Source organism: Actinospineispora spinosispora DSM 44797 (genome assembly GCF_000429025.1).
Classification (GTDB): domain Bacteria; phylum Actinomycetota; class Actinomycetes; order Mycobacteriales; family Pseudonocardiaceae; genus Pseudonocardia; species Pseudonocardia spinosispora.
Genome location: NZ_AUBB01000027.1, coordinates 127,552 through 149,252, shown reverse-complemented (window position 1 = coordinate 149,252; position 21,701 = coordinate 127,552). Strand labels below are relative to the sequence as shown.

Annotated in this window: 17 protein-coding genes; 12 read left to right on the top strand and 5 right to left on the bottom strand. The window is 70.8% G+C overall.

Going from position 1 to position 21,701, the window contains the following annotated elements:
• Positions 1 to 17: 17 nt before the first annotated feature.
• Entirely contained in the window at positions 18 to 899 is an 882-nt protein-coding gene (locus G406_RS0113825) for an aldo/keto reductase (RefSeq protein WP_028934304.1), read from the top strand.
• A 363-nt stretch (positions 900 to 1,262) separates the two neighbouring features.
• Here G406_RS0113825 and G406_RS46745 read toward each other — a convergent pair whose 3' ends face one another.
• Positions 1,263 to 2,480, bottom strand: a complete 1,218-nt coding sequence (locus G406_RS46745; protein WP_051342064.1) for an AI-2E family transporter — start codon at positions 2,478 to 2,480, stop codon at positions 1,263 to 1,265.
• Positions 2,481 to 2,566: 86 nt separating this feature from the next.
• Here G406_RS46745 and G406_RS0113815 point away from each other — a divergent pair, with 86 nt between their 5' ends.
• From G406_RS0113815 to G406_RS0113800, 4 genes are all read left to right on the top strand, one after another.
• Positions 2,567 to 4,813: a hypothetical protein gene (locus G406_RS0113815; protein WP_028934303.1), complete on the top strand. Its 2,247-nt coding sequence runs from the start codon at positions 2,567 to 2,569 to the stop codon at positions 4,811 to 4,813.
• A 200-nt stretch (positions 4,814 to 5,013) separates the two neighbouring features.
• A complete protein-coding gene (locus G406_RS0113810) occupies positions 5,014 to 5,364 on the top strand; it encodes a hypothetical protein (protein WP_028934302.1) in 351 nt (116 codons plus the stop codon).
• 248 nt (positions 5,365 to 5,612) lie between these two features.
• Positions 5,613 to 7,439 carry a hypothetical protein gene (locus G406_RS0113805; protein WP_156934849.1) on the top strand — a complete coding sequence of 609 codons (1,827 nt, stop codon included), beginning with the start codon at positions 5,613 to 5,615 and terminating at the stop codon, positions 7,437 to 7,439.
• A 49-nt stretch (positions 7,440 to 7,488) separates the two neighbouring features.
• Positions 7,489 to 8,748 carry a D-arabinono-1,4-lactone oxidase gene (locus G406_RS0113800; protein WP_028934300.1) on the top strand — a complete coding sequence of 420 codons (1,260 nt, stop codon included), beginning with the start codon at positions 7,489 to 7,491 and terminating at the stop codon, positions 8,746 to 8,748.
• Between the two features lie 110 nt (positions 8,749 to 8,858).
• Here the strand turns inward: G406_RS0113800 and G406_RS0113795 are convergent, their stop codons facing one another.
• Together G406_RS0113795 and G406_RS0113790 are read right to left on the bottom strand one after the other, a co-directional pair.
• Positions 8,859 to 10,178 carry an amidohydrolase family protein gene (locus G406_RS0113795; RefSeq protein WP_028934299.1) on the bottom strand — a complete coding sequence of 440 codons (1,320 nt, stop codon included), beginning with the start codon at positions 10,176 to 10,178 and terminating at the stop codon, positions 8,859 to 8,861.
• Positions 10,179 to 10,796, bottom strand: coding sequence for an NYN domain-containing protein (locus G406_RS0113790; protein ID WP_028934298.1), 618 nt, complete (start codon positions 10,794 to 10,796; stop codon positions 10,179 to 10,181).
• A 136-nt stretch (positions 10,797 to 10,932) separates the two neighbouring features.
• Here G406_RS0113790 and paaI point away from each other — a divergent pair, with 136 nt between their 5' ends.
• Complete coding sequence (gene paaI, locus G406_RS0113785; RefSeq protein WP_211241141.1) at positions 10,933 to 11,328, top strand: hydroxyphenylacetyl-CoA thioesterase PaaI; 396 nt, start codon at positions 10,933 to 10,935, stop codon at positions 11,326 to 11,328.
• Here paaI and trmB read toward each other — a convergent pair.
• Positions 11,318 to 12,004, bottom strand: a complete 687-nt coding sequence (gene trmB / locus G406_RS0113780; RefSeq protein ID WP_028934296.1) for a tRNA (guanosine(46)-N7)-methyltransferase TrmB — start codon at positions 12,002 to 12,004, stop codon at positions 11,318 to 11,320. The two genes, paaI and trmB, sit on opposite strands and share 11 nt — an antisense overlap.
• Positions 12,005 to 12,240: 236 nt before the next feature.
• On the opposite strand from trmB, the gene G406_RS0113775 reads away from it, so the two are divergent.
• The 5 genes from G406_RS0113775 (at position 12,241) to G406_RS0113755 (ending at position 18,832) form a co-directional block, all read left to right on the top strand.
• A complete protein-coding gene (locus G406_RS0113775) occupies positions 12,241 to 14,106 on the top strand; it encodes a DUF2339 domain-containing protein (protein ID WP_051342062.1) in 1,866 nt (621 codons plus the stop codon).
• 118 nt (positions 14,107 to 14,224) lie between these two features.
• Positions 14,225 to 15,637 (top strand): hypothetical protein, encoded by a 1,413-nt coding sequence (locus tag G406_RS0113770; RefSeq protein ID WP_028934294.1) that lies wholly within the window; start codon positions 14,225 to 14,227, stop codon positions 15,635 to 15,637.
• Positions 15,637 to 15,897 (top strand): hypothetical protein, encoded by a 261-nt coding sequence (locus G406_RS46740; RefSeq protein ID WP_037076469.1) that lies wholly within the window; start codon positions 15,637 to 15,639, stop codon positions 15,895 to 15,897. The genes G406_RS0113770 and G406_RS46740 overlap by 1 nt, the downstream gene beginning before the upstream one ends.
• Before the next feature lie 22 nt (positions 15,898 to 15,919).
• Positions 15,920 to 17,422, top strand: coding sequence for a TldD/PmbA family protein (locus G406_RS0113760; RefSeq protein WP_028934293.1), 1,503 nt, complete (start codon positions 15,920 to 15,922; stop codon positions 17,420 to 17,422).
• Positions 17,423 to 18,832, top strand: a complete 1,410-nt coding sequence (locus tag G406_RS0113755) for a metallopeptidase TldD-related protein (protein ID WP_037076465.1) — start codon at positions 17,423 to 17,425, stop codon at positions 18,830 to 18,832. It begins immediately after the preceding gene.
• Between the two features lie 42 nt (positions 18,833 to 18,874).
• Here G406_RS0113755 and G406_RS53950 read toward each other — a convergent pair whose 3' ends face one another.
• Positions 18,875 to 19,420, bottom strand: a complete 546-nt coding sequence (locus G406_RS53950; RefSeq protein WP_169736686.1) for a DoxX family protein — start codon at positions 19,418 to 19,420, stop codon at positions 18,875 to 18,877.
• Between the two features lie 319 nt (positions 19,421 to 19,739).
• Here G406_RS53950 and G406_RS0113745 point away from each other — a divergent pair, with 319 nt between their 5' ends.
• On the top strand, positions 19,740 to 21,563 hold the full coding sequence (locus tag G406_RS0113745; protein WP_028934291.1) for a phosphoenolpyruvate carboxykinase (GTP): 1,824 nt from the start codon (positions 19,740 to 19,742) through the stop codon (positions 21,561 to 21,563).
• Positions 21,564 to 21,701 lie beyond the last annotated feature (138 nt).

Sequence of the window (21,701 nt, the reverse complement as noted above, 5' to 3'; positions counted from 1 at the left end):
CTCCGGGGGAGATATTTGTGAGCACCTCAGCTACCGCCGTGGACGACCGCCCAGCTGTACAGAGCGGTCAACTTCGGCTGGGCGACGCCCTGTCGGTCAACCGTCTCGGGTTCGGCGCCATGCGGATCACCGGGCCCGGCGTCTGGGGGCCGCCCGCCGATCACGACGAGGCCATCCGGGTGCTGCGGCGCGCTGTCGAGCTCGGCGTCAACCTGATCGACACCGCCGACTCCTACGGCCCGAACATCAGCGAGGAGCTGATCCGGGAAGCGCTGTACCCGTATCCGGAGGAGCTCGTGCTGGCCACGAAGGCCGGGTTGCTGCGCACCGGACCGGACGAGTTCCACGCCTTCGGCCGCCCCGACTACCTGCGCCAGCAGTGCGAGATGAGCCTGCGCCGCCTCGGCGTCGAGCGGATCGACCTGTTCCAGCTGCACCGCGTCGACCCGACGGTGCCCGCCGCCGACCAGTTCGGCGTGCTCGCCGACCTGCAGAAGGAAGGCAAGATTCGCCTGGTCGGGCTGTCCGAGGTGTGCGTCGACACGATCACCGAGGCCGCCGAGATCGTCGACATCGCGTCGGTGCAGAACCGCTACAACCTCATCGACCGCAAGTCCGACGACGTGCTGCGCTACTGCACCGAGCGCAACATCGCGTTCATCCCGTGGGCCCCGATCGACGCCGGTGACCTGGCCAAGCCGGGCGGCGCCGCCTACGAGGCGGCCGAGCGTCTCGGCGCGACCTCCGCCCAGATCGCCCTGGCCTGGCTGCTGCAGCGCTCGTCCCGCATGCTGCCGATCCCCGGCACCTCCACGGTCGCCCACCTGGAGGAGAACTGCGCGGCAGCCCCCCTGAAGCTCGACCTCAAAACAGTGGAAGCCCTAGACGAAGCCCTCTGACAACCGTGAGTGGCAAGGGTGTCTACCCCGGAGGGGCGCCGAAGGCGTAGGCGCTCGGAGCACTCACGACACGCTTTTCGTCGTGAGTGTTCCGGGCGCCTATAGGCGCCCTTGCCACTCACGAGTCGACGGCGAAGCCGAGATGCCTTGGAGTCGGGTACGGGGTTGCGCCTCGGGAGAGTGCACTGCCTCGGGGTCTGTGGTCCCGACCGCGTGCAGAGAGTGCACTGCCTCGGGGTCCTCGTGAGTGCTGAGGCCGCCTATAGCCGGTCTACGCACTCACGACGAAAAGCGTGTCGTGAGTGCGTAGACCGGCTACGCTTCGCGCCCCTTCGGGGTAGACGCCCTCATCACTCACGAGGGCTACTTGCGGGGGCGGCGGACTATTCCGGTGGCGATTCGCAACAGCCGCCGCCGAGCGGCGGGGTCCCCGGGCCCGGCCTTGGCGAAGTCCGGGTCCAACGGGTTGACGTCCCGGGGCTGCGGTTCGTCCGGCGAGGCCAGCGACCGCACGGCGGCGGCGATGACGGCGGCCAGCGGCACCGCCAGCAACGCCCCGATCACCCCGGCCACCACGACCCCGCCGGCCACCGACAGCACGACGGCCAAGGGATGCAGCTGCACGGCGCGCCCCATGAGGAGCGGCTGCAGCACGTGGCTCTCCAGCTGCACCACCCCGATGATCACGGCGAGCACGATCAGTGCTGGGATCGGTCCGTTCGCCACGAGCGCCACGGCGACCGCGACGAAACCGGACAGCACCGCCCCGACCACCGGGATGAACGCGCCGAGGAACACCAACGCGGCCAGCGGGACCACGAGCGGCACCCCGATGATCCACAGCCCGACACCGATGGCGAGCGCGTCCACCACCGCGACGACCGCCGTGGCGCGCGTGTAGCCGACGAGCGACGCGAAACCACGCTGCCCGGCGATGTCCACCCGGTTGCGCTGTGCCAGGGGGATGCCGCGCAGCAGGAAGTGCCAGATCTGGCTGCCGTCGTACAGGAAGAAGATCAGCACGAACAGCCCGAGCAGCAGCGCGGACACGACCTCGGACAGCGTCGCGGCCGTGGTCAGCGCCCCGGTGGTGATCGCGTCCGCGTTGGCGGCCAGTGACCGCTGCAGCTCACCGGGCAGGTCGTTGAGCTTGGCGAGCGGAATCCGCAGCGGCTTCCCGGCCAGCAGCGGCTTGATGGTGATCTCGTAGCTCTGGACCAGCTTGGCCTGCAGGTCCGGCAGACCCGCGATGAACGCGTTGATCACGAACGACATGACCGCGCCGAACAGCGCCATGCCCCCGACCAGCACCAGCCCGGTGGCGATGCCCCTGGGCAGCTTCGCGTGCGTCATCGCGGAGTTGACCAGCGGCGCGAGCAACGCGGCGATCAGCAGCGCGATGGCCACCGGGATCACGACGATCCGCAGCTCGATCAGGATGAAGATCACCGCCGCCAACGCGACGGCGATCACCAGGAACCGGGCGCAGATCTCCGATGCCACCCGCAGGCCCGTGGGCACCACGAGGTGCGGTTTGCCGGGCGGCGGAACTTCCTCGGAGTTGGTGCCGTTGGGGTCCACGTCCCGAAGGGTAGTCGGTTGATCGATTCGGCCTGGGATTTCGGATAACGACCCGGTGTCGACCGTGATCGTGATAGGACCAGGCCATGACTCGGGTGGACGACGCCGTGCGCAAGAGGTTCAGGGCCGGTGAGCCGCTCGATCTGCGGGGCACCCGGGGCGGTGCACTGCCGGAGCTGCGCGCCGACACGCTTGCCGAACTCCTCACCGAGGACCGGGCCGCGCGCCGCGCGGTCCCCGCCGCCTGGCTGGCCGGAGTACGGATCGTCGGCGAGCTGCGCCTGGCCGGCGCGATGGTCAGCACACCGCTGTGGCTCACCGCGTGCGAGTTCGACGAGGCACCGGATCTGGAGATGGCCCACCTGGAGGGCCTGTCGCTGCTGGACTGCCGGCTGCCGGGGCTCAACGGGGCGAACCTGCGCGTCGCGGCGAACCTGCGGCTCACCGGTCTGGTCAGCGACGGCACCGTCCGGCTCAACGACGCGCAGGTCGGCGGCACCCTGCGTCTCGACCGCGCGACGTTGCGCGTGCCCGGCGGTTACGCGCTGTTCGGTGAACGTCTGGAGGTGCGGGGGGCGCTCTACGCCAGGCAGATGCGCACCGAGGGTGAGATTCGCATTCCGGGTGCGCGGGTGATCGGCAACGTGAACCTGGGCGGCTCCCGCCTGGTGAACTCGGGCGGCGACACGTTGGACGCCAACGGCATAGACGTGTCCGGCACTTTCCTCGCCGACCGGTTCGGTAGGCGGGCGAGTGTGGTCAGCTCGGATCCGGAGGACCGGTTCGTCAGCGAGGGCCGCATGTTGCTCGCCGGCGCGCGGATCAGCGGCGACCTCGTGCTGTCCGGCGCCCAGATTCGCCGTGAGCTGCCTGTCCTGGGACCGGAGCGGCCACCAGGTGACGACGGGTCAGTGGCGGACGGCGGAGCCGAGGACCGCGCGGACACCGTGGAGCAGAGCATGCGGCTGGTGCCGCGCGGCATCATCGATGCCGCCGCCTGCCTGGTCGCGGACCGGATCCGGGTGGAGGGGAACCTGGAGCTGGACGACGGTTTCCATTCGTCCGGCACGGTGCGGCTGCCGAACGCGGCGGTCGGCGGCTACGTGCGGCTGTCCGGTGCCGAGCTGGGCTACGCGGAAGGGGTACCGGAGGGCGCACCGGCCTCGACGGCGGTGGCGTTGCTCGGCGACGGCATGGAGATCGGCGGCGACCTGGAGTGCCGCAACGACGGTGTCGGTGCGCTGCGGGTGACCGGTCAGCTACGACTGGCCGGCGCCAGGGTCCGGGGCAGCGCCAGCCTGTCGCGCATCGAGCTGAACGCACCCGGCGGCGATGCGTTGTTCGCCGATGCACTGACCGTCGGCAGCATGCTGTTCCTGCGCAAGGCACGCTTCACCGGCACCGTGCGGCTGCAGGGCGCGCGGATCGGGTCGTCGCTGGACTGTTCCGGGGCGCAGCTGGTCCGGCCGAGGTTGCGCCCGGACGGCAGCGCCAAGCCGTCGCTCGACCTGCGTGCCGCGACGATCGGCAAGGACCTGTTCTGCAACGACGGCTTCCGAGCCGAGGGAGGCGTCCGCCTGCGGTCGGCCGAGGTACTGAAGTCGGTGGTGATCTCCGACGTGTCGGTGGGGGCGGACGGCAGACCGGAGCAGTTCGCGTTCAACGGGTACGGCCTGGTCACCCCCGAGCTGACGCTTCGGCCCAGCTCGGCGCCGCCGGGCCGGGTCCGGCTGAGCAAGGCCGTCGTCGGCTCGTTCACCGACAACGAGGAGCTGTGGCAGGCCGCCGGCGGCCTGGAGCTGGAGGGCTTCGAGTTCCAGTCGCTGGGCACCGAGATCGACGTGGCGACCCGGCTGGGCTGGCTGACCAGGGCGTTGCCGGTGTACGCGCCAGGGCCGTACGAGCAGCTCGCCGCCGCCTACCGGGGTGACGGCGAGGAGGAGAAGGCCGAGCGGGTGCAGATGGTCCGGCAGCGGCGGCGCTACGCCTCGTTGGGGGTAGCGGGCCGGGTGTGGGGCGAGCTGCAGCGGTGGACAGTGGGCTTCGGTTACCGTCCGTGGTTGGCGGTCTGTTGGCTGTCCCTGTTCTGGGTACTCGGCGGTGTGTGGTTCACCGGGCATCCGCTGACCCCGATCGACTCCGGTCAGAACCCGGTGTGGAACCCGTGGCTGTACGCGGCCGACACCCTGATCCCGATCATCAACCTGGGCGCGGACGGCTACTGGCGTGCCCAGGGAGCGTCTCAGTGGATCAGCAGCAGCCTGGTCGTTGTCGGGTGGATCCTGGCCTCGACGGCGGCCAGCGGGGCCGCACGCGTACTGAAGCGATCCTAAAGAGGCCACTCTATCGAGCGGTCCTTCGTTGGTTCGGCACACCTTACCGAGAACGGCCGCAACTTCCGCGCTCCCTGGCCGTTGCTCGGGGCAGAAGCTGAGAAGTGGTGGAGGTACGCGCGCCTGTGTTTGAGTCGGGCTTGGGTCAGCATTACGGACTACATAACGAAGAAGCAGAGCTAACCCCTATTTTTCACGCGTTGAGCCGATGGGCGTCCGCGCAGCGGGAGCCGCAGCGGACCTCGCCGGATCCGCTGGAGCACTTCCATCGCGACCCGTTGGCCGCGCCGCTGCCCGCCGCGGCGGTGCCGGCTCCGTCCGCGAACCGGATGATGCTGCGGCCGGTGGCAAATGGGCGTACCGAATCAACGGCCGGGCGTGCCGCACACTCGCGGCAGGATCGTCTCCCCGACCCGTTGAGGCGGCCCGACCGCATGCCCGAGCCCGGCTATCGGGGTGGGCACCGCGCCGTGCACCAGCCCGCGGGTGGACGGCACCGGGTTCTGCGTTCGGTCGAGGGCGCCGGTGACTGGCCGACGGCTCTCGGCTGATCCTCCCGTCGGTTCCGTGGGCTGTCCGGAACTCCCGACTTCTCTCACACACATGCGACGCATTGGACGGACCGGTCACGGATCGTTACCAAACTGCGCCGCGGGCTCACTCCGTCGAGCCCATCACTCGGTTGGCGGCCACGCGTTGAACTCGGTGAGCGTCCATCGCCCTGTGCACTGCCGCGAATTCCCACTGGTCGGGCACGCACGATCGGGCGAGTGGTGTCTGGGCAGCAATGGAGGACCGGATGTACAACACGGGGAACCGGGGTTTCGCCGCGGCAGTGATCACCGGAGGTCTGATCGGTGTGAGCGGTACCGCCGCCGCGTTGCGTCCGGTGCCACCGTTCGTCCCGGTGTCCGCGGAGCCGAAACCGGACGGCCGGGACCGTGGCTCCGACCTGGGTGGCTTCTCGGGTGACTTCCCGCGCACACCGCCCGCCGGTCCGCTGAACCAGGCGTCCCTGGGGCAGTCGCCGTTGGGTCAGGCCCCGCCGGCCCAGTCCCCGCTGAACGGACACGCGCGTCCGGCGCAGCCGGGTTCCTCCATGCAGTTCGGCCAGCAGCCGGGTCAGCCGAGAGGTGGTCAGCCGCCGCTGAACCAGCAGTCCGGCGGACACCGGCAGCCCTTCCCGCCGCCCGCGCAGCCGCTCGGTCCGCAGGCGGGCCCGATGGACGGTTTCCCGAGGAGCGGCGGGTCGCTCGACGCGCTGAACGCGCCGTCGCGCCCGGCGCAGGATTCCGGTTTCGGCGACAGCCTGGGCAGCGGGGGGTTCAACCCCGTCAGCTCGTCCGGCCCGATCGGCGCACCGGGATCGGTCAGCGCGGCGGACTCGGAGGGCACGGTCGGTCTGCGTGTCGTCTCGGAGCCGACGGGCCAGGGACGGTCGGACCTGGGACGGTCGGATCTCGGTCAGCCCAACCTGGGCTCGGCCCAGCTGGAGCAGACCCGGTTGGAGCCGGCCGGACTCGACCCGCTGAACGCCGCGGCCACCAGCACGGGCGGCCGTCGCGCCGCGCCGGAACCCGAGCAGTCCTCCTCGCTCGGTGAGCCCGGTGGTTACCGGGGCGTCGAGGAGATCATCGGCAGCATCGGCCAGCGTCCGGTTCAGGACGGACCGCGCGGCGGTGGTCGCAGGCGTCGCCCCGACAACGAGCAGGGCTCCGGTCTGCGGGTCGTCCCGGAGATGAGCCGGCAGTCCGCGACCGAGTACCGGCCGGGCCTGACCGGCGAAATGACCGGGACCGACGGCTACCAGCTGGTCGCTGAGATGACCGGGACCGGCGGCTACCAGGCCGTTCCGGACGTCCTCGGATCGGGCGGCTACCGGGCGGAACCGGAGCCCGTCGGAACCCACGGCGGGTTCCAGGTCGGATCCGCGCCGGACTCCTCGGGCCCGTTGCGGGCGGTGTCGACCTTCGGCGACGCCAGCGGCGGCAGGCACGGCGCGCCGAGCTTCGACGCTCCGGCCCGGGACGCGGACGCTCTCGCGTTCGGCGCCAACATCAACCCCACCAGCGCGGCACCGCGCACCGACCCGCTCGGGGCGCCCCAGCAGGCGGTGAACCAGCCCGCCACGTTCGGCGCCCAGCAGCACAGCGCTGGTTCGGACGGCTTCCTCGCCGGAAACGTCGCTGCCCTCGCGGCACCGACGGGCCCGTCCGATGGACCACCGATCGGCGCGCTCGGCCCGGCCGAGGGCAGCAGGGGCACCGGCTTCTACGCGTACGGCGAGGCCGCACCGGAGGTCGAGCTGGGTGCCGCGGCGCGCCGCGCGACCAGCGGTCTGTACAAGGACCGGTCGGTGGAGTCCTCGCTGGGTACCGCCGCCGTGGCGAGCCAGCAGTTCGCGTCGGACCGCCCCGAGCAGCCCGCGCAGCAGCGCTCGGAGCCGATGTCGGTGAACCGTCAGAACGTCGGTCCGCGCGGCGGCGGCCAGCAGGTCGGCCGCCAGCAGTTCGCCGGCGAGCCGGTGGGTGGTCACCGCGCACAGGACACCAGCGCGGCGAGCACCACGGCGCTGGACAGCTCGGCGCTCGGCAGTCTCGACGGAACCCTGTACTTCCGCTCCTAGGAGTCGTTCAGCACGCTTCCGGGGCGCACAGCGCACTAAACTCAGCGGAATGTGGACGAACTGGTCGGGTGGCTATCAGGGGCGACCCAGCTCGACGGTTCGGCCGTTGGACGAGGCCGGCGTCCGGTCGGCGGTGCGTCGGGCGGCCGAGCGTGGTCAGCGGGTGCGTCCGGTCGGGTCCGGGTACTCGTTCAGCCCGCTGGCGCTGACCGACGACGTCGCGCTCGATCTGTCGGCGCTGACCGGTGTCGTGCGCGTGCTGGGCGACCGTGTCCGGGTGCGGGCCGGGACGACGCTGGGTGAGCTGAACTCGGTCCTTGCCGGGCGGGACCTGGCACTCGCGGCACTGGCGGATGTCGACGCGCCGACCGTGGCCGGCGCGATCGCGACCGGGACCCACGGCAGCATGAGCGGGACCGGATCGCTGTCCGCCCAGGTCACCGGCCTGCGGATGGTCGAGGGTACGGGCAACGTGGTAGAGGTGTCCTCGGCGGAGCTGGACGCGGCGCGGACCGGGCTCGGCGCGCTCGGGGTGATCACCGAGGTGGAGTTCGCGGTGCTGCCCGCGTTCGTGCTGCGCGCCTCGCAGGCCCGATTGCCGCTCGACGAGGCGCTGGCGCCGGACTATCTCGACGCGCATCGCTGGGCCGAGTTCTCGGTGTTCCCGTACGCACAGGACGCGCTCGCCCGCTGGGCCGACGAGGTCACCGAACAACCGCAGCCGCCCTCGGCGATGCGGTCGTTCGAGCGTCGGGTCGTGCGGTCGGCCGCTGTCGGCGGCGGTGTTGCGCTGGGCCGCACGGTGCCCCGGCTCGTGCCGACCATCAACCGCGCGGCCACCCGTTTCAACGGTTCGGGCTCGGTCACCGATCTGGCGCACCGGGTGCTGGTGGCGCGGCCGATCGTGCGCTGGGACGAGAGCGAATGGGCCCTGCCGCGCGAAGCACTGGCCGACGGCGTGCACGAGCTTCTCGACGCGATCAGTGACCGTGGGCTGGACGTGGGTTTCCCGCTCGAGGTACGCGTCGGCCCCGCCGAGAGCGGCTGGCTGCATCCGGCGCACGACAGGCCGACCGGTTGGGTCGCGGTGCACACCGCGACCGGGACCGACCCGGAGCCGCTGGTGAAGCTGACCGCCGACGTCCTCGGCGCGCACGGCGGTCGCCCCCACTGGGGCAAACGCCACCCCTGGACGGCCGCCAAGGTCGCCGAGGCGTACCCGAAACTCACCGACTTCCAACAGGTCCGTAACCGTCTCGACCCGAACCGCCTCTTCACCAACCCCTACCTGCACAAGCTCCTGGGCTGACCGAACTCCGCGAGTCGGGGTTCTCAGCACACCGAGTCGGGCATGTCAGCACACCGGGCCACGGGTGCTGACACCCGCGACTCGGTGTGCCTACATCCCCGACTCGCGGGTCACAGGCGGGCGGCGACCGCCCGCGCCGTGGACTGGGCCTCAGCTCGGTCCGTCCTGGTCGGTTCGGTGTCGGCGATGACCTGCTCGCCTGCCACCCAGACGTCTCGGACCAGGCGGGCGCCGCCCGCCCAGACCAGGTTGGAGATCAGCCGGGTGTCGTCGTCCAGGTGCAGGAACGCGGGATCGTCGGTGGTCACGTGCACGACGTCGGCCCAGCGGCCCGGTTCCAGGGCGCCCAGGTCGTCGCGGCCGATCGCGGCGGCGCCGTGGCGGGTGGCCAGCAGCAGCAGGTCGGTGGCGGTCAGTTCGGCCGAGTCGCCGCTGGCCAGCCGTGCCATCCTGCCGGTGAGCCTGGCGACCGACCACATGTCCAGGTCGTCCGAGGAGGCGGGACCGTCGGTGCCCAGCGCGAGCGGCACCCCGGCGCGGCGCAGCGCGGGAACCCGCGCGGTACCGGCGGCCAGCTTCGCGTTCGAGCCGGGGCAGTGCGCGACGGTGACCTGGTGCCGGGCGAACAGCGCGATGTCGGCGTCGTCGAGGTGCACGCCGTGCGCGGCCAGCAGCCGCAGTGGGCGGGCGGGGTCCAGGACGCCCAGCTGTTCGAGCATCCGGGGGACCGAGCCGTACCGGGCGCGCTGCTCGGCGTCCTCGACCGTGGTCTCCGCCAGGTGCATGTGCATGAGCGCGCCCCGCTCTCGCGCGGCGTCCGCGACCGAGGGCAGCGCCTCGGCGGGCAAGGTGTAGGCGCCGTGCGGGCCGTAGCCCAGCTCGATGCGCTCACCCGGCCCGTAGCGCAGCCCGTTCGCGTCGATCCGGGCGGAGACCTCCGCGGCCATCTGCTGCCAGGTACCCAGCCGGTCCCAGCCGGGCACCGCGATGATCCCGGGGGTCAGCACGAGCCTGCTGCCCGCGTCCAGGGCAGCGTCGGCGACCGCGTCGGTGTAGAAGTACATCTCCACGCTCGTGGTGACCCCGGCGCGCAGCATCTCGATACAACCCAGCAGCATCCCGGCGCGGACGTCGGCGGCGTCCATGCGGCCCTCGGCCGGCCACATCACCTCCTGCAGCCAGCGCATGAGCGGCAGGTCACCACCCAGACCACGCAGCACCGTCATCGGCGTGTGGCAATGCGCGTTGACCAGGCCGGGAAGCAGAATCCCGGTCAGCTCCCGCACCTCGGCATCCGGAGCGGCGGGGGCCTCGGACCTCGGCCCGCACCACAGGATCCGGCCGTCCGCGCCGATGTCCAACACACCGTCACGGATGACCGAACAGGCAGGGTCGCAGGGCAGCAGTACCGGTGCGGTGAGCCTGACCATCTATCGCTTCTCCAACAGTGACCGCAGGGAACGGAACGGCGGCAGCCAGGCGCCCTCGTCGGGCAGCGAGTCCAGCGTCATGCGGGGCAGCGGTTCGCGGAAGACACCCTCGATGTCCTCCAGGTCTCGGAACTGCAGAATCTCGGACGCCTGCGCGAACAGTGCGTACTCGCGGAACCCGATGACCGTGACGCCGATACCGGAGTGCACGAGTGACTCCAGCGGACCACGGAACGCCCGTCCGTCGCCGGAGGCGACGACGACCTGGGACAGCCCACCCTCGGCGCGGCGCAGCTCGATGTGATCGAGCATGTCCGAGTCGATGTCGCTGTCCTCGGTGACCTTCGGCTTGGCGAACACCGCGAAACCGACGTTGCGCAGCGCCTCGACCCAGGGCCGCACGACCTCGGTGCTGCCCGGGGTCACGTTGGTGAACACGCACGCCTCGGCCACGCCCTCGTCGGCGAGGTCGAGCAGCCATCTGCCGACCGCGTCGAACCGCGGCCGGAACGCGGCCGTCGGCCGGGCGCCCAGCAGCGAGCCGAGGCTCATGTCCATGTTCGGTGCGTCCCAGACCAACAGGACACGTCCAGCCGTCGGAGACTCGGCCTCAATCATGCGTAGACCCTAGTCATTGCTGTGTGGAACCTTTCGGCGCGCCCGAAATTGCGATCCCCGGCAGACTGCGGTGATGACCGACGATGTGCGAACTCCCGCCGAACGAGAGCAGCTGGCGCGACGGGTCGCGGAGGCGATGCGTGCTTCGGACACGGCGGCGCAGGGAGCCGGGGTCGAGCTCGTCGATGTCGGACCCGGTCACGCGGTGACCGCACTGACGGTCGAGCAGCGGCACGTCAACGGACACCGCATCTGCCACGGCGGCTATCTGTTCCTGCTGGCCGACGCGGCGTTCGCCTACGCGTGCAACAGTTTCGGCACGCCCACGGTCGCGGCCGGTGGCGACATCGTCTTCCTGCGCCCGGGTCATCTGGGTGACCGGCTGCTGGCGGAGGCGACGCTGCGGTCCGAGTCCGGGCGCTCCGGGGTGTACGACGTGACGGTGCGCAGCGGTGACACGGTGATCGCCGAGTTCCGGGGCCGCAGCCGCGCGGTGCCGTCGATGTCGCACCCGCCGGGGGTCACGGACTGACGCGCTCGTAGATCAGATCACGGACGACCCGGCCCTCGATGACCGCGCGCTGTTCGAACTTGGTCAGCGGACGCCAGTCCGGGCGGGGTGTCCAGTCGGTGTGCGTGTTGCGCAGCGCCGGCTCGGCCTGGCACACCTCGAGCATCTGCTCGGCGTAGTTCTCCCAGTCGGTGGCCAGGTGCAGTGTTCCGCCGGGGCGCAGCCGGGAGGCGGCCAACGCGACGAACTCCGGCTGGATGAGCCGCCGCTTGTGGTGTTTGCGCTTGGGCCACGGGTCGGAGAAGTACACGCGGATGCCGTCCAGCGTCTCGGGGCCGAGACATTCCTGGAGCACCCGGACGGCGTCTCCCCTGATCAGCCGCAGGTTACCGAGCTCGTTGTCGCGGATGCGCATCAGCAGCTGCGCCAGTCCCGGCTGGTAGACCTCGACGGCCAGGTGGTCGACGTCCGGCGCGGCGGCGGCGAGCGCGGCGGTGGACTCCCCCATGCCGGACCCGATCTCCAGGATGACCGGCGCGGTACGGCCGAACCAGCCGGGCAGGTCCAGCGGTGTGCCGGGCTCGCGGGTCAGCGCCATTCCGAACTCGGCCCAGTGCTGCCGCCAGGCGTGATCCTGGCCGTGGGTCATCCGGCCGCCCCGGTGCACGAAGCTGACCACGCCACGACCCGGTGCCAACGCGCTGTCGGCCTCGGCCGGGTCGGACTCGACGGTCTCGGGCTCGGCGGTCTCGGGCTCGGCGGTCTCGGGCTCGGCGGTTTCGGGCTCGGCGGTTTCGGGCACAGCGGTTTCGGGCACAGCGGTCTCGGGCACGGCGGTTTCGGACAGGGCGCTTTCGGACACGGCGCAACGATACTGGCGTCCCCGTAGTTCTACGGATCCGTGCGAGCGCCACCCGGTGCACCCTGGGCGCTATGGCGCACACACCGCTGGACACCCACGAGCTCGCCGGGCTGGCGAACGAGCTGGCCGAGCTGACCGGCAGGCTGGACCGGGCGCGGGCCGAGGTGGCGTCCTGGGCGGCGCGAGCCGAACCGGAGATCGAGCGGGTGACCGAATCGGATCAGCCGCACTCCCGGCCCGGGCTCCCGCCGGTCTCCGACAGCGGTTCCGGCGAAGGTCGGCGCGGTGAACGTCCGCAACCAGCCTCGCCGACGGTCAGGGCGGCTGCCGAGGCGACGACAAGTGTGCGCCCGGCCGACGACGGAGGCTCCGCGCGGAACGGGCCAGAAAGTGCGGTGAACATCCTCGCCTGGGTCGGCGGCGCGATCACGCTGGTCGGGGTGGTGCTGTTCCTGGCGTTGGCGGCGAGCCGGGGCTGGTTCGGTGTGCCGCTGCGGCTGGCGCTGGGTGGGGCGCTCGGCCTCGCGTTGGTCGGTATCGGGGCGCGGCTGCACCGGCGCGAGGACGGGCGGGCGGGGGCGCTCGCCCTGGCCGCGACCGGCATCGCGGCGCTGTACCTGGACGTCGGCACGGCGACCGCGAAGTACGACTACCTCCCGCACGCGCTCGGACTGGCGTTGGGGCTGCTGGTCGCGGTCGCGGGTATCGCGCTGGCCGACCGGTGGCGTTCCGAGCTGCTGGCCTGCGGTGTGGTGGTCGGAGTCGGCCTGATGCTGCCGTTCGTCAACGACGGTCCGCTGGCGTTGCTGGTCGCGTTGGTGCTGGTCCCGCAGGTCGCGGCGGTGCCGTCGGTGGTGCGCAGGGGCTGGACGTGGCTGGGGCTGGTCGCGTCGGTGTTCCCGGTGCTGTACGGCTGGGTCGCGGTGTTCGGTGCGTTGCTGTCCGAGTCGAACGACCGCGCGCCGAGCACGACCGTGTTGCTCGCGGTCTTCGCGGTCGGTGCCGCGCTCGCGGTACTGAGCGCACGCGGAGTGACCGAGGCCAGGGCGGTGGGCTTCAGCGCCGCCCGCCTGGTCGCTGCCCCGCTGCCGGCGCTCGGCATGGCGCAGGACTGGTACGGCTGGCAGGGCGCGGTCCTCGCCGGTTCGGTCGGGTGCGTGCTGCTGGCGATCGCCGGGCTGGGTGGCCGTCTCGGGCTGCCGAAGCCGGTGGCGGTCGCCGGGGCGGTCGCCGGTGGGGTGGCTGTCTTCCAGGCGACCGCGCTCGCGGTGCACGGCGCCGGTCTGACCGGCGTGCTGCTGGGCCAGGCGCTGGTGCTGGCCGTGCTCGCGTGGCTCCTGGGCAGGACCGGCCCGCTGCTGGCTGCCGGTCTCTACGGCGTGATCGGCCTCGGGCTGGCGGTGTTCCACGACGCGCCGGTCCGCGCGCTGGTGACGTTCCCCAGCGAGCCGTACCTGTCCTGGCAGGGCGTCCCGAACTCGTCGGCGCTGCTGACCGGATTGACCCTGTCGGTGCTGGTGACGCTGCTCGCGATCGCCGTGCTGGTGGCGGGCTCCCGGCTGCGGCTGGTACGCGCGGACGTCGAGTCGGCGTGGCTGTGGGCGCCGGTCGGCGCGATCGGGCTGTACGGCGCGGCCGGTGTCGTACTGACCGCCACGTTGCTGGCGGTGCCTCGTCAGGCCGGTTTCGTCGGCGGCCACGCGTTGGTCACGATCTCCTGGACGCTCATCGCGCTCGCGTTGCTGGCGCGGGGCATCCGCAGGCCGGTGTTGCGGGTCGCCGGGCTGGTGCTGGTCGCGGCGGCCGTGGCGAAGCTGTTCCTGTTCGACCTGGTCGCGTTGGACGGCCTGGCCAGGGTGGCGGCGTTCGTCGGTGCCGGTCTGCTGTTGCTGGCGGCCGGTAGCGGCTACGCGAGACTGGTCCGTTCCCACCGGTGACGCGAGCGCGCTGTGTGAGTTGGGGGATTTCGGGCAGGGGGGCCGGGTTCGTTCGCAACCGTGAACGTTTGTGCCCGAAACCCGTACGCCGCGCGCAGGGGTCGGCGAGCATCACGGCGTGGACGAACTCGTGGAACTCCTGCACAGGCACGACCCGGAACGCGCTGAACGGGTCAGGGCTCGACTGTCCGGTTCGGCGCCGGACGGCGTGCTGATCCTCGGCCCGGACGTGCCGTCGGTGGGCCGGCTGGCGATGGTCGTGGCCGCCCGGGTCCCGGGCAGGGCGGTGTGCGCCCCCGTCGAGGCGCCACCCGCCGAGGAGCTGTTGCGCCACACCCGCGCGGTCGTCTGGGTGTTCCACACCGACGTACCGATGGCCGCTCCGCACTGGGCGAGGTTTCGTGAGCTGGCGGGTGAGGTCGACGAGGTCCATCTCGCATTGGCCGGGGTGGCGCGCTACACCGGCTGGCGTGACGGTGAGCGGCTCGCGCACGAGGTCCCCCGCCTTGCCGGCCACCCGGTGCACGTGCTCGCCGGCAGCCAGCACGACCTGGTCGACGCGTTGTCGGCGAGCGCGACGTCCGACGCGGGACGCAACGCGCTTCGGGTCCTGCGCACCGGTGTCGACGAGCAGCTCCACCGGGGCGAGGCACGCCGCGAGCACGCGGTGCAGCGCGAGCTCGCGGTCGATCGAGCCCTGCGCCGGCACCGGCAGGACCTCGGCGCGGCCCGTCGCGAGACGGCGGGGACGCTGCCCAAGCGGGTGCGCGGAGAGCTGGCCGCGGCGAGAGCGGTGGCGTCGACGACCGCGGCCGAGGCGTTGCGCCGTCTGCGCGATGACGCGGGTGCGCAGCTCTACCAGCTCGACGGAGCCGGTCGGCTCGCCTTCCCCGACCGGTTCGGCGCGGCAGGCATCCGGTTGACGGAGGAGCTGGTCGCCGGGTTCGACCGGGCGCTGGACGGCATCGAAGGACGTCTCGGTGTCGCCGCATCGGCACACCGGGGCACACCGGCACCGCCCCGGCCGCGGACACCGCTCCTGCGTACCGGGGTGGTGGAGGCGCGGCTGATGCTGGTGCTCGGCGCGTCCGCCGGTCTCGGTCTCGGCCGGGCCGCGATGGCGTCCGAGCACGCGCTGCCGGTGGCACTCGGTCCGCTGACCGTGCCGCTCGCGGTGGGGATCGGTGCCGGGCTGGCCTGGCTGGTGGTGGCGGGCCGACGTGCGATGAGCGACCGCGCCCGGTTGCGCTGCTGGGTCGCCGAGGTCGTCGGCGACCTGCGCATCGGTGTGGAGGCGACGTTGACCGAACGGGTCCGGCTCACCGAGCAGCGGCTGACCCCGCTGGTCGAGCGTTATGTCGGAGAACGTTCGGTGGCGCTGGACATCGAGCAACGCCGGCACGAGGTCGTGGCTCATCGTGTCCTGCAGCGGAGCCGGGTCGATCACTCCGAGCCGCTCACCGAGCTGCGGCGGGCAGGTGCCGAGCTGGACCGGTTGCTCGCGGACGCGTCTTCCCGCGCGGTGGCCTGATGTTCTCCCCGGACCCGAACGAGCGCATCACCACCGCTCACGGTGTGGACACCGACCACAACGGGCTCGCGGACACAGTGCCGCTGTCCGACCCGGACGGCGTGCTGCTCGCGGTCGACACCGACGGTGATCAGCTGGCCGACCGGATCGTGCACATCGGGCAGGACGACTCGGCGATCAGCACCGCCGCGAACGCTCCCTGGCTGCCGACCGGGCTCGACGCCCACCAGTGCACCGACCCGCTGTGGGATCACTGGTGATCTCGGGAGGTAGTTTCCCAGCGTGGTTGATGCGGATTTTGCGGCGCTGCCGCTGGGGGCGTTGGCCGATGCCGCGCTGAGCCGGGCCCGACAGCTGGGCGTCGAACACGCGGACCTGCGGGTGGAGCGCATCCTCGAACAGAGCCTCTCGCTGCGCGACGGATCGGTGTCCACCGCACGGGACGACGTGACGCTGGGCCTGGCCGTGCGGGTGATCGTGGACGGCACCTGGGGTTTCGCCGCGACGCACGAGCTGACCACCACGGCGGCCGCCGCGACGGCGACCCGCGCCGTGGAGGTCGCCCGCACGTTGCGCGCGGTCAACAGCGAGCCGGTCGTGCGCGCAGACGAACCGGTGTACCCGGAGGTCAGCTGGAGCTCCGCGTACGAGATCGACCCGTTCACCGTCCCGACGCAGGACAAGATCGCGCTCCTTGCCAACTGGTCCGAACGGCTGCTCGCCGCCGACGGGGTCGCGCACGTCGACGCCGCATGTCCACAGGTCAAGGAGAACAAGTACTACGCCGACCTCGCGGGCACGTCCACGGTGCAGCAGCGGATCCGGCTGGAGCCGAGGTTCACCGCGACCGCCGTGGACCGCGCCGAGGGCCGGTTCGAGACGATGCGCACGCTCGCGCCCCCGGCGGGACGTGGCTGGGAGTACGCGCTGGGCACCGGCTGGGACTTCGACGCCGAGCTGGCGACGGTCCCGGAGCTGCTCGCCGAGCGGATGAAGGCGCCGTCGGTCGAGCCGGGCACGTACGACCTGGTCATCGATCCGAGCAACCTGTGGCTGACCATCCACGAGTCGGTAGGGCACGCCACCGAGTACGACCGGGCGATCGGCTACGAGGCGGCCTACGCGGGTACCAGCTTCGCCACGCCGGACCAGTTGGGCACGCTGCGCTACGGCTCCGGGCTGATGCACGTCACCGGCGACCGCACGATCCCGCACGGGCTCGCCACGGTCGGCTACGACGACGATGGCGTGGCCACCGGCCAGTGGGATCTGGTGCGCGACGGCGTTCTGGTCGGCTACCAGCTGGACCGGTCGTTCGCGCCGAAGCTGGGCCTCGACCGGTCCAACGGCTGCGCGTTCGCCGACTCGCCGCACCACGTGCCGATCCAGCGCATGGCCAACGTGTCGTTGCAGCCGAACCAGAGCGCCGACACCAGCACCGATGACCTGATCGCCGGGGTGGAACGCGGCATCTACGTGGTCGGCGACAAGTCCTGGTCGATCGACATGCAGCGCTACAACTTCCAGTTCACCGGTCAGCGGTTCTACCGCATCGAGAACGGCCGGCTCGCCGGCCAGCTGCGCGACGTGGCCTACCAGGCGACCACCACCGACTTCTGGGGTTCGCTGCGCGGCCTTGGCGGGCCGTCGACCTGGGTTCTCGGTGGTGCGCTGAACTGCGGCAAGGCACAGCCCGGGCAGGTCGCGGCGGTCAGCCACGGCTGCCCATCGGCACTGTTCGAGCAGGTCAACGTGTTGAACACGGCCCGAGAGGCAGGTCAGTAGATGCGTGCGCAGGAACTCATCGAGCGGGTGCTCGAGGTACCCGCCGGTGCCGGCATCGACGCGGTCGGGCGGGTCGTACTGGTGACCGAATCCAGCGAGGCGATGCTGCGCTGGGCGAACAACACGATGACCACCAACGGACACGCGGTCGGTCTGGACTGGTCGGTGATCTCCCTGATCCGGGTGTCCGGCGGCACCGCGGCAGGTGTGATCAGCTCATCGGTGCAGGTCAGCGACGTGGTCGAGATCGAGGCAGCGGTACGGGCCAGCGAGGCGGCGGCGATCCAGTCCGGTCCGGCCAGGGACGTCGCCGACCTGCCCGCGCCCGATGCCGGGGTGAACGACGGCTGGGAGGATCCGGCCGGCGAGACCACGATCGGTGTCTACTCCCGCCTGGCCGATCAGCTCGCGGAGGCGTTCGGTTCGGCACGTGACCAGGCCAGGGTGCTGTACGGGTTCGCAAGCCACGAGGTGGCCACGACCTGGCTCGGTACGTCCACCGGCGTGCGCAGGCGCTGGACCCAGCCGACCGGCTCGATCGAGCTGAACTCGAAGACCGCCGACCTGGCCCGATCCGCCTGGGGCGGGCGGTCCACCTCGGATTTCACCGACATCGACCTGCTCGTACTGGACGCGGAGCTGACCACCCGGCTGTCCTGGGGGTCACGCCGGGTCGACCTGCCCGCTGGGCGGTATCCGACGATCCTGCCGCCGTCCTGCGTGTCCGACCTGGTCACGATGATGGCCTGGGACATGTCCGGCCGTAACGCCCAGCAGGGCCGCAGCGCGTTCTCCGCCGCGAACGGTGAAGGCACGAAAGTCGGCCAGAAGCTGACCGAGCTGCCGTTGACGCTGACCAGCGACCCGACCGGACAGCCGGGGCTGGCGACCGCGCCGTTCCTGGCGACCTCGCACTCCAGCGACGACGTGAGCGTCTTCGACAACGGCGCTCCGCTGTCCCGCGTCGACTGGATCTCCGAAGGCCGGCTCAACGCGCTGATGTACCCGAGGGCGGCCGCCGCCGAGTTCGGCACCGAGTTCGCGGCGCCCGGCGACAACCTGCTGCTCACCGGCGGTTCGACCGAGTCCCTCGACGACCTGGTGACGGCGACCGAGCGCGGCCTGCTGCTGACCTGCCTGTGGTACATCCGCGAGGTCGACCCGGCGAACCTGCTCTACACCGGGCTGACCAGGGACGGTGTCTATCTCGTCGAGGGCGGTGAGGTGGTCGGCGAGGTGAACAACTTCCGGTTCAACGAGTCGCCGCTGGAGCTGCTGCGCCGCGCCGACCGGGTCGGCGCCTCGGAACGCACGCTGCCCCGCGAGTTCAAGGACTGGTTCACCCGCGCGGTGATGCCGCCGATGCGCATTCCCGACTTCAACATGTCCTCGGTCAGCCAGGCCAGCTAAAGACCCGTGAGTGATGTGGGCTGCCCTGGCAGCCCACATCACTCACGGGTCTCTGCGGTGGTGAGGGGTGCGCGGGATGTTCGGGTCGGTCAGCTCCGGGTCGTACGCCGGGGCCAGGGTGATGCCGAACTTGCCGTCCAGCCAGTTGGCCAGCCGCTCGTCCAACGAGTAGACGCCGGGACCCGCCCACAGGACGTACAGCATGAGCGCCAGCATCAGCAGCGGCAGCAGCAGGAACGTGGGATGCCCGGCCATGATCCCGAGCGTCGCAATGCACGCGCCGACCATGTTGATCGCCAGCCCGAGCGCGGCGAGCCGGGTGCCGAGACCGACGATCAGCATCAGACCGCCGACCGTCTCCAGCATCCCGACCAGGAACGGAATGGTCGAGTTACCGGGAAATCCCATCGCGGCGAACTGCGACGTCGTTCCTGACAGGTCGAACAGTTTTGTGATCCCGAAGTAAAAGAATGCGACACCGGCGAGCGCTCGAATCACCGAGGCGACCAGGGTGTGCCGGCCCCTGGTCCGGTTCCGGAAGAACTCGACGGCTACATCGCTGCGCGAGGTGGCGCGACTGGCGTTCACCTGGCCGACAGTACGGGACCTGTGCTGATGAGTGACGAGCACCATGTCCCGCCACCTGTTGTCCACCCCACAGACGTAAGCGGTTACCACGTGATCAATATCGCTTCCTGTCAGATTTACCTCTTCTGAATCGTTTCCCTTATCGCTCCTGTGAGTGATCCGACAGGTGGTACGGGCTGTGCGAAGTGCATTACGGGACTAACCTTCGAAACCACCCTTCCGCACGGAACACCGCCCGGGGCCGCACAGCTGGCAACGGGCGCTGAGTCATTTCAGTCGTTCCGTGAGTCGGCCGGCAGCACCAACGAGGAGACTGGACATGACGGCAGCCACGGTTCCCGGCATCACAGATGCCCCGACCAAGAATCCGCGCCTACTGAGCTGGGTGCGGGAGGTCGCGGAGCTCACCACGCCGGAGCGAGTGGTGTGGGCCGACGGCTCCGAGGCCGAGTGGGACCGGATGACGAGCGCGCTCGTCGAGGCCGGAACCTTCAAGAAGCTGAACGAGGAGAAGAAGCCGAACTCCTACTGGTGCGCGTCCGACCCGAAGGACGTTGCGCGCGTCGAAGAGCGCACCTACATCTGTACCGAGACTCCTGAGGGTGCCGGTCCGACCAACAACTGGGTCGACCCGAAGGAGATGAAGGAGACCCTCAAGGGTCTGTTCGCCGGCTCGATGCGCGGCCGCACGATGTACGTCGTGCCGTTCTGCATGGGCCCCACCGACGCCGAGCAGCCGATGCTGGGTGTCGAGATCACCGACTCCGAGTACGTGGTCGCTTCGATGCGGATCATGACCCGGATGGGCGCGAACGTGCTGCCGCTGTTCGACGGCCCCGCCGGTGACAAGTTCGTGCCCTGCCTGCACACCGTCGGCGCGCCGCTCGAGCCCGGCCAGGCCGACGTCGCGTGGCCGTGCAACGAGACCAAGTACATCTGCCACTTCCCGGAGACCCGCGAGATCTGGAGCTACGGCTCCGGCTACGGCGGCAACGCGCTGCTCGGCAAGAAGTGCTACGCGCTGCGCATCGCCTCGGCGATGGCGCACGACGAGGGCTGGCTCGCCGAGCACATGCTGATCCTCAAGCTGACCAGCCCGGAGAAGAAGGACTACTACGTCGCGGCCGCGTTCCCCTCGGCCTGCGGCAAGACGAACCTGGCGATGCTGCAGCCGACCGTTCCCGGTTGGACCGCGCAGACCGTCGGCGACGACATCGCCTGGATGCGCTTCGGCAAGGACGGCCGCCTGTACGCGGTCAACCCGGAGTTCGGCTTCTTCGGTGTCGCGCCCGGCACCAACTGGAGCACCAACCCGAACGCGATGCGCACCATCGAAAAGGGCAACTCGCTGTTCACCAACGTCGCGCTGACCGACGACGGTGACGTGTGGTGGGAGGGCCTCGAGGGAGACCCGCAGCACCTCACCGCGTGGACCGGCCAGGAGTGGACGCCGGACTCGGACTTCGCCGCCGCGCACCCGAACTCGCGCTACACCACGCCGATCTCGCAGTGCCCGGTCGTGGCGCCCGAGTGGCAGGACCCGAACGGTGTGCCGATCTCGGCGATCGTGTTCGGTGGCCGCCGCGCCACCACCGTTCCGCTGGTCGCGGAGTCCCGCGACTGGCAGCACGGCGTCTTCGTCGGCGCCACGCTGTCCTCGGAGAAGACCGCCGCGGCGGCCGGCAAGGTCGGCATGGTGCGCCGCGACCCGATGGCGATGCTGCCGTTCCTCGGCTACGCGGTCGGTGACTACTTCCAGCACTGGATCGACGTCGGCAAGGGCGCGGACGCCTCGAAGCTGCCGAAGATCTTCTGCGTCAACTGGTTCCGCCGTGGCGACGACCGCCGCTTCCTGTGGCCCGGGTTCGGCGAGAACAGCCGCGTCCTCAAGTGGATGATCGAACGCATCGAGGGCAAGGCCGCCGCCGTCGAGACCCCCATCGGTTTCGTCCCGACGCCCGACCAGATCGACCTGGACGGCCTCGAGGGTGACGCTTCGGACGTTGCCGCGTCGCTCGAGGTGGACGTCGACGAGTGGAAGGAAGAGCTTCCGCTGATCGAGGAGTGGTTCGCCCAGATCGGCGACTCCCTCCCCAGCTCGATGCGCGACGAGTTCGAGTCCCTGAAGCAGCGCCTGGGCTAGCAACCGTGAGTGGCGAGTGGTTCTACCCCGAAGGGGCGCCGAAGGCGTAGCACCCCTCAGCACTCTCGACAGCTTTTCCGTCGTGAGTGCTGAGGGGCGCTATAGGACCACTCGCCACTCACGGTCGACGGCGAAGCC